Source organism: Chryseobacterium sp. POL2, from assembly GCF_011058315.1.
Classification (GTDB): domain Bacteria; phylum Bacteroidota; class Bacteroidia; order Flavobacteriales; family Weeksellaceae; genus Soonwooa.
On the sequence record NZ_CP049298.1, the window covers coordinates 1,338,900 to 1,352,804 of the forward strand.

Consider the following 13,905-nt stretch of genomic DNA (forward strand, 5'->3'; position numbering starts at 1 on the left):
TAAAAATAAGTATCATTTCAAGTAATTTAAAAAAGACCAAAAGCCTTTGTTTCTCAGATAATTAAAATCCGTTTCATTTTCATAAGCTTCCTTTTCAAAAGATATCGCACGGTAAGCCTGGTATCGATTTCTTAAATAAATAAGGCGCAGAATATATTCTGTAACATATAAAAAGTAAAATGGCAAAATTAACAACTCCAACTGCTGTCGCAGATGTATGCGTTCATGATTAATCAAAACCCGATTCTTACAATCTTCTTTTCTTTGAAGAATAATAAAAGGAAACAAAGTAATCCCCGAAATTTTCATACTTTTGAGAAAAGTTCTTAACACAATAATCATATATCAAAGATATATTTTTTTGAAAACAATTTAACTTATGGCTAAAATTGAAATCAAAGAAAATGAAGACTTTTATTATAACGAGAACGGATACAAAGTTTTCACCGCAACTTTTCACCTCAAACGTGGATATTGTTGCAAAAACGGCTGTAGACATTGTCCTTACGGCTACGATAAAAGAACTGACACATTTTCTAAAGTTAAAAAAAATAACCTCCAGCAATGAAAAAATATCTTTTTATTTTAGGCTTAGCAGTAGCAGGATTGGTAACCTCTTGTAGTCCTTTTCAAGTAAAGTCAGATTATTCTGCCACTGCAAATTTCACAGATTACAAAACTTATTTGTTCAGTACAGATGATTTGAAACTTAACGATCTGGATAAAGATCGAGTGCTTAACGAGCTTTCAAAACAAGTACAGAGCAAAGGATTAACATCTTCGCAAACCCCAGATGTAATAATTAATGTAAAAGCATCGCACAAGAAAATCCAAGATATACAATCTTCTTCACCGTATGGTATGTATGGTTGGGGCGGTCCTTGGGGTTGGGGCGTAGGCGTTAACAACACCTGGACAAGCAATTATAACAGCGGAACTATCGTTGTTGATATGGTAGATGCAAAAACGAACAAACTAATTTGGCAAGGTGTCGGAAGTGGCATTTCGGTAGATTCTCCAAAATCAAAACAAAAACAAATCCCAGAAGTAATTGCCGAAATAATGGCTAATTATCCTCCTCAAAAAGGGAAATAAAAATAAAAAGGCTTCGAGTAAATTCGAAGCCTTTTTGGTGTCTATTCCGATATTTTGTTCACCAACAATTCTTTAGCTTCCTGCAACATTAATTGTTCACGCTCAGATTTCAAATGAAGTTCTTTCAAAAATTTTGGATTTTCAACCAACTCTTTTACCAAAACACATCCTTTTTCTAGAAGTTTTGTCTTTTCAAACTCATTAATTGTTGTTAAACAAGTTACGGGATAGAGAAGATTGGCATCCACCAAATTCTTTAATCCTTTATTTTTAGGATAATCCCAAGACAACATTCTCAAATTATAATATTCTCCAAAATCTATAGAATCAGTTGTAAAATAAGCATTCGTCACCAACCAACCATCTGTAAATCGCGTTGCTTTTCCGAACAATTGATAATCTATCCCCGAAATATCTTTAATCCTCGAGAGCACATACATCGGTGTGGTGACAGATATTTTGGCCTCTCCCGCATTACGGAATTTACATTCCATCCAATAGGTATATTCACCTTTGTGTGCAATGACATCAGCTTCATGAATCACCGCATGACCTTTGATATGTTGGCCTGTTTCAGTTTCGTAACCTAAAGCTTGAAAAACTCTCGAAATCCATTGTTCAAAATAAAATCCAGCAGGCCCCAACTCCAACAAAGCGCGCTTCAGACTATAACGTGCAGCTACCGAATTTGAGACTTTTTTTAAAGCATCAAAAGCCATTTTATAAAGTTCTTTGGTCGTAATTCCTTCAAAACATTTTGGAGTAATTAAACTCACAACTTTATCAATTGCATCTTCGCTAGCGCCTGAGCTTCTAAGAGATTCTTCTAATTTGGTTCGGTCAAACTCCACAAGTTCGCCAAAGTTGTTTTGGATTTTCATTCTAAATATTTAAAAAATTAGAGCAATACGTAATCGTGTTTCATAAAAACTAACAGCTTTAAAACGCGATTAAATGTAAAAATTTACTTAATTTGCATTGTTAAAATTACAAAAAATGATTATCCAACCAAGAACAAGAGGTTTCATTTGTCTTACAGCGCATCCAGACGGCGCTTTGCAAAGTGTAAAAAACCAAATTGAATACGTAAAATCAAAAGGAGAATTAGAAAATGGTCCAAAAAAAGTTTTGGTAATCGGTGCTTCCACAGGATTTGGATTATCTTCTCGTATTGAAGCAGCGTTTGGCTCTGGCGCCGCAACTATTGGTGTATTTTTCGAAAAAGCTTCATCCGAAGGAAAAATGGGAACAGCGGGTTGGTACAATTCGGCTGCATTCGAAAAAGAAGCTGCAGCAGCAGGTTTGTACGCAAAAAGCATCAATGGCGATGCTTTCTCCGACGAAGTTAAACAACAGACTATAGATTTAATCAAAAAAGATTTAGGCCAAATAGATTTAGTAGTTTATAGTTTAGCCTCTCCTAGAAGAACACATCCTAAAACTGGCGTGGCTTATGCATCGGTGCTTAAACCTATCGGGCAAGCTTTCACCAACAAAACTGTAGACTTCCACACAGGTGCCGTTACCGATATTAGCATTCAACCTGTTGATAAAGACGAAGATATCCAAAACACAATTGCTGTAATGGGCGGAGAAGATTGGAAATTCTGGATGGAAGATCTTAAAAATGCTGGCGTATTAGCAGATGGTGTAAAAACTGTTGCTTACTCTTACATTGGCCCAGAATTGACATTCCCGATTTACAGAAACGGAACCATTGGTCAAGCTAAAAACGATTTGGAAGCTAGCGTTACAACAATCGACAATCTATTAGCTGATATCCACGGAAAATCTTACGTATCGGTTAACAAAGCTTTGGTAACACAATCCAGTTCTGCAATTCCTGTAGTGCCTTTGTATATTTCTTTACTTTATAAAGTCATGAAAGCTAAAGGAACCCACGAAGGAACTATTGAACAAATGGAGCGCCTATTCTCAGAAAGATTATATACTGCAGATGGCAAAGTCCCTTTGGACGAAGCTGGACGAATCCGAATTGATGACTGGGAAATGGCAGACGATGTACAAGCAGAAGTTGCAAAACTTTGGGACAGCGTAACCTCTGAAAACTTATCAGAAATCAGCGATATCGAAGGTTATAGAAAAGAATTCTTTAATCTTTTTGGTTTCGAAATGGATGGTATCGACTACGAAAAAGACACCAACGAAGACGTAAAAATCCCGAGCATCGCAGAATAATTCATTATTTATAAAAGCAAAGTCCAATGATTTTTCGTTGGACTTTTTATATTATTAAAACTTTTTAAAAATAAATCTCAGCCTTAAATTTTAAGAAAATTTCTCTAAAAAAATCCCATGCAATCCGAACTCATTTTATTTTACAATGTTGAAAATTTTTTCCCGCCAGACGACAAATCAGATGGAAAAAAAATGTCTGGACTTTTCAATTGGGATGCGTATAAATACAATCTAAAACTCCGAAAAATCAACAATGTTTTTCGCTTGGTCGAAGAAGATTTTGGGAAACTACCATCGGTAATTGGCTTAGCAGAGATTGGCGATATTTCTGTTTTGGAAGATTTAAAGAAAGAAGATTCGCCGATCAAAAATTATGAAATCATTTACGAAAAGTCTAATGATTCTCGAGGACTAAGTGTTGCTTTACTTTACAATCCACAACGTTTAATTTTATTACAATATAAGCTTTTAAATTTTCCGGCTCAAGATTTTGATACCGAAGAAACACGCGATATTCTTGAAGTTGAATTCCTTTTAAATCATAAAAAGATCCATGTTTTTGTTCTTCATCTACCTTCCAAAAGGTTGCAGGATGCAAAAAAAGATTTCCGGGAATATATTTTTGATAGGTTCAAAAAAAGATTAGAACACCTATTTGAGACCAACGAAGCTATAATAATAATGGGCGATTTTAACGAAAATCCTAGCCACGAAAAAATCAAACAACTCTTGCTAGACCGGGATGAAAATCAGGTTTTGGAAAATCCATTTGAAAGTTTTTTCAGCAAACATCAATTCACGTCTTTTCATCGTAAAAATGGCGTTGTGTTTGACCAGTTTTTATATTCTAAAACTTTATTAAATGCGTTAAATTATTCGCTATCTGCAGGAATATTTGATCATATCAAATTAAGAAACTGTGACCGAAAAAATAATAAATTTCCATTAAGAACATATTCTGGGACGCGTTATATGGGTGGATACAGCGATCATTTTCCTATAATTTTACAATTGAAACACGACTAATTTATACATCAGCTTTGTTATGTAAAAGCAATTAGGAAAACAAAAAAAAGCCCTAAGAAGGGCTTTTTCAAATAATTTTTATAGTATTTTTCGACGATTTATTTGTCAAAAATATTATGCCAATTGTACGTTTACAGCGTTTAAACCTTTTTTACCTTGTTCAACTTCGTAAACTACTTTATCGTTTTCACGAATATTTCTGCTTTTCAAACCTGAAGAGTGTACAAAAATTTCTTCGCCTCCATTATCTGGAACTATAAATCCGAAACCTTTTTCTTCGTTGAAAAATTTTACTGTGCCTTGTTGCATTGTAATTATAATTAAAAATTGTTATTTTATTAATTCGATATTAACCGCTGAAAAACCTTTTGGAGATTTTTCTTTCTCGAAAGAAACTTTGTTACCTTTTTTTAAAGGGACAGAACAATTGTTGCTGTGGAAAAATACGTTTTCCTTAGAATCATTTTCTGTAATGAAACCATATCCTTTTTCGCTGAAGAACGTAATAAATCCTGTTTTTCTTACATCTTCTTCTTCGATTGGCGTAGCGCCCAAACGTATATCTTCCAGTTTAATTTCTTCTCTCTTTTCTGGAGGTGTAGAAGTTAATCTTCCGTATTCATCAACATAGGTAAATAAATCTTCTAAATCTTTGCCTTTGTTGTTACTTGTTTTACGTTCCTCGCGGCGTAGAGCCTTTTCTTTTTGTTTCTGAACTTTTTTCTTAAAATTTTCCTTTTTTGAGAAAGAATCTGCCATAAATAATTTTAGACTTGTTTTTTGATTAATATTATATAAATTGTTTTCGTTCCACTATTGGCATTATAAGACCAATAAATTGGGAATTTTTTCTTTGGTGTTTCTCTAGAAAACACATTCCGAGAATGATAAACTGGACTTTTTTATTCGCTTTTTTCTGTACTACAAATCCATTAATATTTTTCGGTTGTTAAACAATTCAGATTACCAATAAAACACCATCTTAAAAGATTGAGTATTAAAATATGGCGGCTGTAAGTGCAAAAACTGTAAGAAAAAAATAGATATTCTAAACTGTAAGAGAAAGCGAAGGCAGAGGCCTGTTTATTATTACGGTGCAAACATACGACAAATAATCAGCATAAGCACTATTTTAATTAATTGATTTTCAAAAAATTACATTTAGCAATTATATCCGAGTTGAAATACTTAGCAAAATTTGACGCAATTTGCTTCTAAAAAATTTGTAAAAAGTAAAAATAAATAATACAATATTTTATGAATATGATTATAAAAATCGTAAATCATATACTTCCTAAGCCTTTACAATATACAATTGGCATGGTAGAAACCTAAAAGAATACCTATAAATTAAACTAAAAACTTTTTCCTCCATTTAGAAACGGTATTTCTACTTATTTTGAAATGTTTTGCTAAATTACTGTTATTTAAGTTATGTTTTTTCTGATAATCTAATATATGGAAAACATCAGACTTTTTATAAGAACGGTGTTTTTGTTTTTTTTCCTCCGATTGCTTATCTGTAATACCGAAAATTATTTGATTTAGTGCTAAAATATCTAGAGTCGACAAGTTGTCTTTATGAAGAATCTCCTCACAGTTTCTTGTTTTTTCTGGATATTTTTTTTCCAAAATATCAGCGAATATCAATTTGTAATTGGGTGATTGGGTTTTCATTTCGCAATTGTATTATAATAAATTCATCACCTTGTACTCAGGATTTTCGCCTTTATAGTAGAAGATATTTTTGTACTCAATCCAAAAAATATATTCGGTAAGTGCAATATCAATTACCTTATCTTCTTCGAAAAAGAATGCAATTTCATCTTTAAAAATTCCCCAATGGTAATGGCGATAAAACCAGACTTCGGCATCCGAGTCTTGACAAGCTTTTCCAAAATTGTTTTCCAAATCAAGTTTTGACTGTCCTAAATGTTGATCTACTAATTTTTTGAGTTTCCGTATTTGCTTATCCATTTATAAAGTGTTGTTTTCGGTATTCTGTAGCGTTCCAAGACCTGATTTTTCGTCATTTCACCATTATTAATTTGTTCCAATATAAAATCGATTATTTCTTTGGTGTAGATATTTTTCCGAAATTGTGGTAGTTGACTTTTTCTTTCTTTTGTTTCCACGGCTGACGGGGGAGAATACAATATCAAATGCTGCGTGTATAAACGGAAAAAATCGTATTCTAAAAGTTTGCTCCACTTCAAGAGCATGTCCGTAGTCAGATTTTCCTCTTCATACATTTTTGATAGTTCTTCCTCGCTACATTTAAAAAAATTGCAAATGCGGGAAATCGACAAATTAAGTTCTTCAGTTCTTTGTTGAATAAGTTTCCCGATATGAATATTTTTTAAATCCATATTTTTTTTCTTCAAATCAACTAATATTATTGAGTAGAAAGAAATTTTGCACTTACCATTTGTACACTATTTAAAGAAAAAACCTCACAAAACAGGCTTGTGAGGTGATTATTATTGATTGATAAAATTAGGAGTCTGCTAAACTTTTCAGCCACAATTCCATATTTTCATCTGATGAAATATTTAGCTTATTGCGTAAGTTTTGTCGACGATTACGAACCGTATTGGTCGATTTAAAAGTGTATAATGCAACATCTTTTGAGGTAAAACCAAGAAAGAAATAAGCCAGTAAGGTTAGCTCTGTTACGCGAAGTTTAGGGTCAATCTCCAAAAGTTTTTGAATCACTTCTGGATAGACTTCTCGGAATCGGGTAAAAAACTCGGGACTATTGTCTTTTGCCAACTGAATAACTTCTTCAAAGGATTCGTTTACTTTTTGATGAAGTGCGGACATTCCTTTATCCAAAGCTACAAGCTCTTCTTGCTGTTGCTTGATGATTTCTTTTTTTAAATTTTTACTTTTTACAGCTCTAAAATAATACATTAAAAGAATTGAAGCTGTAAGCACAACGACAGCAATAATGCCCCAAAGAATCATTCTACTCTTGGACGATTTTTCCGCTTCATTTTCCATTTGATTTTTCAAAATCTCTTCAAAGGCTGTAGAATTGGTCTCAAGTTGCTCTGTTTTTAATTCATTTTGAAGTTCTAAAGCTTTTATTTTATAGTCTTTTGCTCTTTTTTCATCACCCAATTCTTTGTAGGTTAAAGCAAGTTTATTATAAACATACGGTATTTCGTTTCTGAAATTTGTTTTATTTAGGATATCCAAAGATTTCTCAAAATATGGCAATGCTGCTTTTGGTTGGTTCCTGTTTAATTCCATATCACCCCAATAGCGATAGGTAAAGGAGATGTAAGGGAAATTGTATTGTTTTGCTATACTTTCGGATTTTTTAAAATAATTTTCGGATTTATCAAAGTCATTTTTATCCGAATAATAAATACCTAACATTCCATAAAGCGTTATAAGATTTGGATATACAAGAGATGGATCTAAGTTGTTGAGTAAGTTTTCGTTTTTGTCAAGATAATAATAAAGTGAGTCGCTTTTGTTTAATTTATTATAATTGACTGCAAGATTTTCATAGGCTAAACTTGTTAAAAAAGCTTTGTCTTTTTCGGACTTTTGAATCAAAGGAACAACTCTCAAACCTTTTTTCTGTTCTCTATTGGCAGCATCTATAAGTTGCATTGAAGCATAAACTCGGCTTCTTACACGGAGAATTTCAAATGTAAGAAAATGGTCTTTAATGTTTTTGTTGATGCTTTCTGCTTTCTGTAGAATATCTAAAGACTGTTTGTACGCCATTAACTCAAAAAGCGCTTGCGCTAAGAAAAAATTACTCCAAGCTTCACCTTTTATATAATTGGTTTCTTTACTTTTCTTTAATGCTTTCTGTGCAAATAATGCACTGGATTTCATATCTACAATTGTTGTCTTTGCAAATGCGGAATCCAATAAAGTTTCTACTTCAGTGATGTCTTTATCTGAAGGTTTCTGACCCTGTATTGCAAAAGGCAAAAAAAGAATTAAAAGAATATAGAATATTTTCATAGGCAATTCCCAACTTGGGATATAAAATTAAAAAAAATAACCTGACGAAGCTTAATAGTTCGTCAGATTATTATTGTGAATATTAATAAGTTATAACATCTACATTATATTACTCGTTACAACTTTTCTCGAGACACTTCCAAGTGCTTCCGTTATATAACTTTACACATTGAGCATCGATGTCGTAAATCAACATTCCTTCTTTAGCTTCTGTAATGGTATTTGAGTTTTGAACTCTGGTAATTACCATTCCTTTTTCTTTAGATTCTAAAGCTATCCAACCGTTCGGGATATTTTCTGGCCAAGCAGCTTGTTTTTGCTGAACGGTGATCCCTACTTTAGAGTAGCCAGCAGGTGTACCTGTTAGTCCTGGTTTTGTACAATGACAATTTGCAAATTCTGGATCTGTTATTGTATAGTAAGAAACTTTAACTTCTACTCCTTCTAAATTTGTACAATGATTTAAATTAGCGTTCCAATAAAATACATAGTATGTACCAGGTCCAATTGCAGTAACATCATTAATTTTATTAGCAGCAATACGAGTTGGTGTAGTATACCACTCTACGGTATAGCCTGAAGGAGTAGTACTTAAAATAGCGTCTGCTAAATTACTTGTGCTTCCTGAACATATTTTTATATCTTTTACGTCTGGATAAGGAGGTAGAGGTAAAGCACATAAATTAGATAATTTAGCACCATCAAATAAATAAACAGAAGTTGATACAGAATTGCTATTAGCATAGGCTCCACTTTGATTATGACCTATGTATCCTAGTTTATAATCACAATCTTTAAAGATCGTAGAAATATGCCCACCTGTTTCTACAGCCAGTATCTTATCGTTAGGGTTCAAACCTCCTGTCATATAACGAGGATTAACTCCTTTCAGAAAACTGTAACCCGTATTTGCTGATGTTGCTGTTCCATTATCATCACCAAAGCCTAATGTACTATAATGATTAACTCCCCATGACCATAGTTTACCATCGGTAGTTAGAGCTTGTACAACAGCCATACCAGTATCGTCATGTTCGTTTGGACTAATCCAAGCAATATTCGTCATGTTGGTTGTAGCATTGGTTGATTTTACATTTATCCATACAAGACTTTCTGGTGTTGTAGTTCCATCAGAAAATATTCCCAATTGTTTTTTATCATTCGCACCCAAACTATATAAATTTCCGTTTGTTGCTAATAAATAGTATGAATTATTTCTTGTTGTTCCTGGCCTCGTACTAGTCATCCCAATCATTTTAGGAATAGCACCTGTTGGTAAAAGCATTTTGGTAGCAAATAGCTTATTAGATTTTGCATTCCCATCGCCTAAATAAACATCAGATCCCCAGGTATAAATTTCTCCTAAATCAGTCAAAGCCATCAATGCATTGGTTTGCCCCCTAACAGCAACGACTCTTGTTAATGGAACAGAACTATTTATCATTACTCTATGCCATATTTTAGCATTGTCATTTGTTTGTGCAGAACCATCTCCATTTTTATTACCTACATCAGATAAAACATAAGCATCTCCTGTACACGTTACAATAGACAAGGTCTTATAGGCCCCAAACATCATTTTTACATCTTGCGGATTAACGCCTGCAGGCAAACCATAAACATTGGCACCTGTTATATTAGTATTGTCAATTTTATTAAAAGCATCGTTCGCTTTTATTCCTGTACTCAATAAAACACCAGCTTCTCCCCAAGAATACAAACCAGTAGTTGTCAGTAAAGCATATTGGGCTTTTTTAGAAGAGCTAAGTGCTGTCCCCATTGCAACCTTTAAAGATGTTCCTGTATACGTATATCCATTTGCTGGAGAAAGTTCTGTAGGAGTCGTTAAATTATCAACACCGTTTGCTGCTGCACCTTGTCCCCAAATAAGATAATTACCTGAAGTTTGTTTAGCAATTGAACCATGATAGCCGGAAATTAAATTATCGTATTCTATCGTATTAGGATCCGATGTGTTAAGGAAAGTATTGTCATTACAATTACCCGACACACAATGATTGGTAATATTTTTTGTTTCAAAAACTATCTCATTTTGAGAATGGAAAGTCATACCATAGTTTGAAAAATCTCCAAGCTCGGTCCCATTTCGAAACGCCGTATAGCGCCAGGTATAAGTCTGTCCCAACATTACATTAAATGCAGTAGTAGCATTATTAATATTTGCGAATAAATCAATATTAGCAATCGGTTTTACGAAAGACCCAACTTCATTGCTGGCAAAATTATTAGAATATACTCTAATTGACTCATTTTTAACTCGTACATCTGGAGGTAAATTATTTATATAATTTCCAATAGTAATCTTAAAAGTACCTAAGGCTTCTAAATCAGAGTTTTTTAATTGTTCCGTAAACCAGTGGTCTGTATTAAGAGACGAAGAGTTAAAAGTTGTACTATTTCTGTTTTTTAAAGGCAAATTTCTGTACCATGAACTGGTGTTAGTAGTTGGATCTTGCAGATTAGCACGAACGACAAGGGCAGAACTTGTAGCAGAAATTACATATTTTGAAAGAGTATGGTTCCAACCATTAGTACTATAACTTGGTTTAGTATAAGTTACTGGTAAGGTAAAAGAATCCCCAATTCCTGGTATCGCAATGTCACCTGACTTTAAAGTAAATACAATATTGATTATTCCGTTTGATATTGAAATAGGATTGTTGAGCGCAATAGTAGCATCCGTATCCATTTTATATGTCGTTGTTGTATAATCTGCTACATTTCCACTATTAATATTGGTATTTCTTGTATAACTATTATTGCTTAAGTCTAGATCTGTTTGTCCTGATTGGAAGGATATTGTGGTTGTATTTGAAATAATTCCAGATGTTCCTGCCGTACCCCCTATTGAAAAAACCACCGCACTGCCAGAAGGTAAAGAAGGTATCAGAAGTCCTCCACTTTGCAACTGCGAAATACTAACGGAAGATGGACATAAAGACGAGCTTCCATTTCCTGCACCCGCCTTACAAGTAATTGATGTGGCATTGAAATTTCCAAAACTAGGTACTTTTACTAAAACATTAGTAGCAGTAGTAGGGCCATTATTGGATACATAAATTTTATAGGAAAAGGCTTGATTTGGACTAACTGCTGTTGGGCTTTCCACATTAACAGCAATATCTGTCTGTGCATATATTATGGTTGTTAGTATAACCAAAATAAATGCATAAATTTGTTTTAATTTTATCATTTTGTATTTTTTTAGTTGTTATTTCCAATAATTCCAAACATTACCATCAAAAACCGCAAGAGCCTTCCCTACGGTATCATAACACATCATGCCTGGATACGGGCTTTTTACAGTAAGATGTGGATTGGCAATTTTAGGTAAAATCATAGCTTTATTCTCTGATTCTAATACCAAAACACCTTTCGCTTCACTTGCATCTGAACCGATAATTGCACCTTGGTTTTGGGTATTTTCAGTCGTTGCATTATTCACAATTTGTGTTTTGTTTCCTGTGTCAGACAGCTCAACCCACGCACCATTCTCGTACATTTTGAGTTTAGCATCCGATTTATCAAACAAAAAAGTGCCGTTGTTTTGCGTTGTTGTAGTTGCCAAAGCATTGTTGATATTATCTACTGTGGGCAGAATAATTCCGCGAAAATTATCGGTTTGATCATAAAAATCCAAGAGGGCAGAATTGCCATTGACAGCTTCTTTCCCGATCGCGACTTGTGCACTAACCAAGGTAGTTACCATTAAGGCTGTTGTTGTAAGAATTATTTTTTTCATGTGTTTTAAATTTATTTATCGTGTAGAAAAAATGGCTGTATTCATATGGTATCAGCCTACTTACTATTTTTTTTCAGTGATATTGCTAGGCTTAGTAATATAAATACGAAAGAAATATAGATTCTAATCATAGAAAATATTATTTATACTCAATAGACATAGAAAAATATTTTCGATGCTTAGATAAATTTTTAATAAATAATATTTAATAATTTAGATTAACCTAAAAAAGGTGGAGCTCTTCCAAGAAGGGAAGTAGAATACTGAGAAGCGTAATGATTGCTGTAATAATAGTTTGGAGCAAGTCCTTTTATAGATGTGAGGAATAAAGTACGGACTGATTGTTTCGCTTCAATACAGTGATTTTGATTTTCATGCTGTGTAAGTACAGACATGTTAAAATGTAATTCTGAAAACGAAAGATGAGCATCAGAATTTCCTTCAGAGAAGTTAATCTTTGGCTGAGGTTGTATTGTTTTCTTTTGAGGAGAAGTTTTACGAGCAAGCGCTTTTTTCTCTTTATTTTTTAAAACATTATCCTTTGTACGCAACTTAGGAGTCGTTTGTGTTGCGGGGATATTTACTGTTTCATAATTACTTTCTTTATCTAAATTGGAAACAACAGTACCAGAAACAACATAAATTTTAGCTTTATTAGGCTTGACTTCGGATTTGCTTATACTTACTAAAGTATCTTTTGCTACATATAAAGTAGCACCATCAGAAAAATGGATTTGAGAAAAAGCTGAGTGAAAAACTAGAAGTAAAAACAAGCAAAGTCCTTGACGCAGAATTCGGTCAAAGACGTTATATTCTTTTCCATCATTTGTGTTTTTTCTCATCATTTGTGTATCCTGCAATTAGGATGAAACAAATAAATGTAATTATTATAATATATCAGTAAAAAAAGGCTTACCATCCTTGCACTATTTTCTCGCAAATAACTATTTATCAGTATTTTAAATCTTAAAAAAGCTTTATTATTGAAAATTAGAAACCTTTTAAAACGATGTAAAAACAAAACTATCTAGGTAAAAAAACTTTTTAAATCTTGGGAATTGAAAGAAATTCTTGTGAGAGGTGGCTTTATAATTGTGCTATTTATCGTTGCTCAAATCTTAATTATTCTCTTTCTGTTAAGTTTATTATTTCATCTGAATAGAAGTTATAATTGTTCAATGGATTTTCTTTATCCAATATTTTTTTCAATTGTTCTATTTTTAATTTGGCGCTATCTTTCTTTGTTTGAAAACGATTTATATTATAAGGGAAGCTTGGGATAAACTCAGCTTCTTTTTCATCAAAATTTTGGAGATATCTATATTTTAATCTTGTTATTCTATTTTTAGGTAATTTTACAATTTGACTAATATGATTACAATCATTCGTGAAAACACTACAGATAGCACTATCTATTTTCATGTTTTTAGAATAACTAGATATAAGTTCTGCTTTTATCATATGCGCCCCACCTAATGTATACAAGTCTAGATTTGGACTTAATATATAATAATTTTCTTTAGTCGTATTTTTTATATCAACAAAAATAGCATTCTTTTCTTTGTGAATTTCATTAATAAAAATAGAATTATTATTTTTTTGACAACCTATTGCTATAAAAAAAATTAAAAGCAGACCATTTTTCTCTATCATTTTATTTTGTTGCATAAATCACAATTTTTCACATTTGAATAATCGGCGAAACCAAAAGTAAAAAAAATATTGGCTATGTACGCCAACTTACGGCTGGAAAAGTTCACAAATTTTATAGCACATTTAAAGATCTGCTGCGCAGCGGAGGCTTTTTGTTGATTTTAAGCTATTTCAAACAAAAA

The 13,905-nt window shown here is 32.8% G+C and carries 15 protein-coding genes; 4 read left to right on the top strand and 11 right to left on the bottom strand.

What is annotated here, in order from left to right; all coding sequences use genetic code 11:
• Window positions 1-379: 379 nt before the first annotated feature.
• Window positions 380-568: a DUF5522 domain-containing protein gene (locus G6R40_RS06155; RefSeq protein WP_165133041.1), complete on the top strand. Its 189-nt coding sequence runs from the start codon at window positions 380-382 to the stop codon at window positions 566-568.
• Window positions 565-1,095: a DUF4136 domain-containing protein gene (locus G6R40_RS06160; RefSeq protein WP_165133043.1), complete on the top strand. Its 531-nt coding sequence runs from the start codon at window positions 565-567 to the stop codon at window positions 1,093-1,095. The genes G6R40_RS06155 and G6R40_RS06160 overlap by 4 nt, the downstream gene beginning before the upstream one ends.
• 41 nt (window positions 1,096-1,136) lie before the next feature.
• Here the strand turns inward: G6R40_RS06160 and G6R40_RS06165 are convergent, their stop codons facing one another.
• Complete coding sequence (locus G6R40_RS06165; RefSeq protein WP_165133045.1) at window positions 1,137-1,976, bottom strand: restriction endonuclease; 840 nt, start codon at window positions 1,974-1,976, stop codon at window positions 1,137-1,139.
• 115 nt (window positions 1,977-2,091) lie between these two features.
• Here G6R40_RS06165 and fabV point away from each other — a divergent pair, with 115 nt between their 5' ends.
• Both fabV and G6R40_RS06175 read left to right on the top strand, forming a co-directional pair.
• Entirely contained in the window at window positions 2,092-3,294 is a 1,203-nt protein-coding gene (gene fabV, locus G6R40_RS06170) for an enoyl-ACP reductase FabV (protein ID WP_165133047.1), read from the top strand.
• Window positions 3,295-3,411: 117 nt separating this feature from the next.
• On the top strand, window positions 3,412-4,320 hold the full coding sequence (locus G6R40_RS06175; RefSeq protein WP_165133049.1) for an endonuclease/exonuclease/phosphatase family protein: 909 nt from the start codon (window positions 3,412-3,414) through the stop codon (window positions 4,318-4,320).
• A 114-nt stretch (window positions 4,321-4,434) separates the two neighbouring features.
• Here the strand turns inward: G6R40_RS06175 and G6R40_RS06180 are convergent, their stop codons facing one another.
• From G6R40_RS06180 to G6R40_RS06225, 10 genes are all read right to left on the bottom strand, one after another.
• On the bottom strand, window positions 4,435-4,629 hold the full coding sequence (locus G6R40_RS06180) for a cold-shock protein (protein ID WP_165133052.1): 195 nt from the start codon (window positions 4,627-4,629) through the stop codon (window positions 4,435-4,437).
• Between the two features lie 21 nt (window positions 4,630-4,650).
• Window positions 4,651-5,079 carry a cold-shock protein gene (locus tag G6R40_RS06185; protein WP_165133055.1) on the bottom strand — a complete coding sequence of 143 codons (429 nt, stop codon included), beginning with the start codon at window positions 5,077-5,079 and terminating at the stop codon, window positions 4,651-4,653.
• 591 nt (window positions 5,080-5,670) lie between these two features.
• Window positions 5,671-5,997 carry a helix-turn-helix domain-containing protein gene (locus tag G6R40_RS06190; RefSeq protein WP_165133058.1) on the bottom strand — a complete coding sequence of 109 codons (327 nt, stop codon included), beginning with the start codon at window positions 5,995-5,997 and terminating at the stop codon, window positions 5,671-5,673.
• A gap of 12 nt (window positions 5,998-6,009) precedes the next feature.
• Window positions 6,010-6,297 (bottom strand): hypothetical protein, encoded by a 288-nt coding sequence (locus G6R40_RS06195; RefSeq protein ID WP_165133061.1) that lies wholly within the window; start codon window positions 6,295-6,297, stop codon window positions 6,010-6,012.
• Window positions 6,264-6,689 carry a transposase gene (locus tag G6R40_RS06200; RefSeq protein ID WP_165133064.1) on the bottom strand — a complete coding sequence of 142 codons (426 nt, stop codon included), beginning with the start codon at window positions 6,687-6,689 and terminating at the stop codon, window positions 6,264-6,266. Before G6R40_RS06200 ends, G6R40_RS06195 begins: the two co-directional genes overlap by 34 nt.
• Window positions 6,690-6,816: 127 nt before the next feature.
• A complete protein-coding gene (locus tag G6R40_RS06205) occupies window positions 6,817-8,307 on the bottom strand; it encodes a LuxR C-terminal-related transcriptional regulator (protein ID WP_165133067.1) in 1,491 nt (496 codons plus the stop codon).
• A 109-nt stretch (window positions 8,308-8,416) separates the two neighbouring features.
• Window positions 8,417-11,521: a DUF11 domain-containing protein gene (locus tag G6R40_RS06210; protein ID WP_165133070.1), complete on the bottom strand. Its 3,105-nt coding sequence runs from the start codon at window positions 11,519-11,521 to the stop codon at window positions 8,417-8,419.
• A gap of 18 nt (window positions 11,522-11,539) precedes the next feature.
• Window positions 11,540-12,070: a hypothetical protein gene (locus G6R40_RS06215; protein ID WP_165133073.1), complete on the bottom strand. Its 531-nt coding sequence runs from the start codon at window positions 12,068-12,070 to the stop codon at window positions 11,540-11,542.
• A 218-nt stretch (window positions 12,071-12,288) separates the two neighbouring features.
• Window positions 12,289-12,915 carry a hypothetical protein gene (locus G6R40_RS06220; protein ID WP_165133076.1) on the bottom strand — a complete coding sequence of 209 codons (627 nt, stop codon included), beginning with the start codon at window positions 12,913-12,915 and terminating at the stop codon, window positions 12,289-12,291.
• Window positions 12,916-13,192: 277 nt separating this feature from the next.
• Entirely contained in the window at window positions 13,193-13,738 is a 546-nt protein-coding gene (locus G6R40_RS06225; RefSeq protein ID WP_165133080.1) for a hypothetical protein, read from the bottom strand.
• Window positions 13,739-13,905 lie beyond the last annotated feature (167 nt).

Excerpts from the sequence above, each read along its gene's own strand:
- G6R40_RS06155 (WP_165133041.1), top strand. The coding sequence starts at position 380 with ATGGCTAAAATTGAAATCAAAGAAAATGAAGACTTTTATTATAACGAG.
- G6R40_RS06175 (WP_165133049.1), top strand. The coding sequence starts at position 3,412 with ATGCAATCCGAACTCATTTTATTTTACAATGTTGAAAATTTTTTCCCG.
- G6R40_RS06165 (WP_165133045.1), bottom strand. The coding sequence starts at position 1,976 with ATGAAAATCCAAAACAACTTTGGCGAACTTGTGGAGTTTGACCGAACC.
- G6R40_RS06185 (WP_165133055.1), bottom strand. The coding sequence starts at position 5,079 with ATGGCAGATTCTTTCTCAAAAAAGGAAAATTTTAAGAAAAAAGTTCAG.
- G6R40_RS06210 (WP_165133070.1), bottom strand. The coding sequence starts at position 11,521 with ATGATAAAATTAAAACAAATTTATGCATTTATTTTGGTTATACTAACA.
- G6R40_RS06205 (WP_165133067.1), bottom strand. The coding sequence starts at position 8,307 with ATGAAAATATTCTATATTCTTTTAATTCTTTTTTTGCCTTTTGCAATA.
- G6R40_RS06220 (WP_165133076.1), bottom strand. The coding sequence starts at position 12,915 with ATGATGAGAAAAAACACAAATGATGGAAAAGAATATAACGTCTTTGAC.
- G6R40_RS06200 (WP_165133064.1), bottom strand. The coding sequence starts at position 6,689 with ATGGATTTAAAAAATATTCATATCGGGAAACTTATTCAACAAAGAACT.
- fabV (WP_165133047.1), top strand. The coding sequence starts at position 2,092 with ATGATTATCCAACCAAGAACAAGAGGTTTCATTTGTCTTACAGCGCAT.
- G6R40_RS06190 (WP_165133058.1), bottom strand. The coding sequence starts at position 5,997 with ATGAAAACCCAATCACCCAATTACAAATTGATATTCGCTGATATTTTG.
- G6R40_RS06180 (WP_165133052.1), bottom strand. The coding sequence starts at position 4,629 with ATGCAACAAGGCACAGTAAAATTTTTCAACGAAGAAAAAGGTTTCGGA.
- G6R40_RS06160 (WP_165133043.1), top strand. The coding sequence starts at position 565 with ATGAAAAAATATCTTTTTATTTTAGGCTTAGCAGTAGCAGGATTGGTA.
- G6R40_RS06225 (WP_165133080.1), bottom strand. The coding sequence starts at position 13,738 with ATGCAACAAAATAAAATGATAGAGAAAAATGGTCTGCTTTTAATTTTT.
- G6R40_RS06215 (WP_165133073.1), bottom strand. The coding sequence starts at position 12,070 with ATGAAAAAAATAATTCTTACAACAACAGCCTTAATGGTAACTACCTTG.
- G6R40_RS06195 (WP_165133061.1), bottom strand. The coding sequence starts at position 6,297 with ATGGATAAGCAAATACGGAAACTCAAAAAATTAGTAGATCAACATTTA.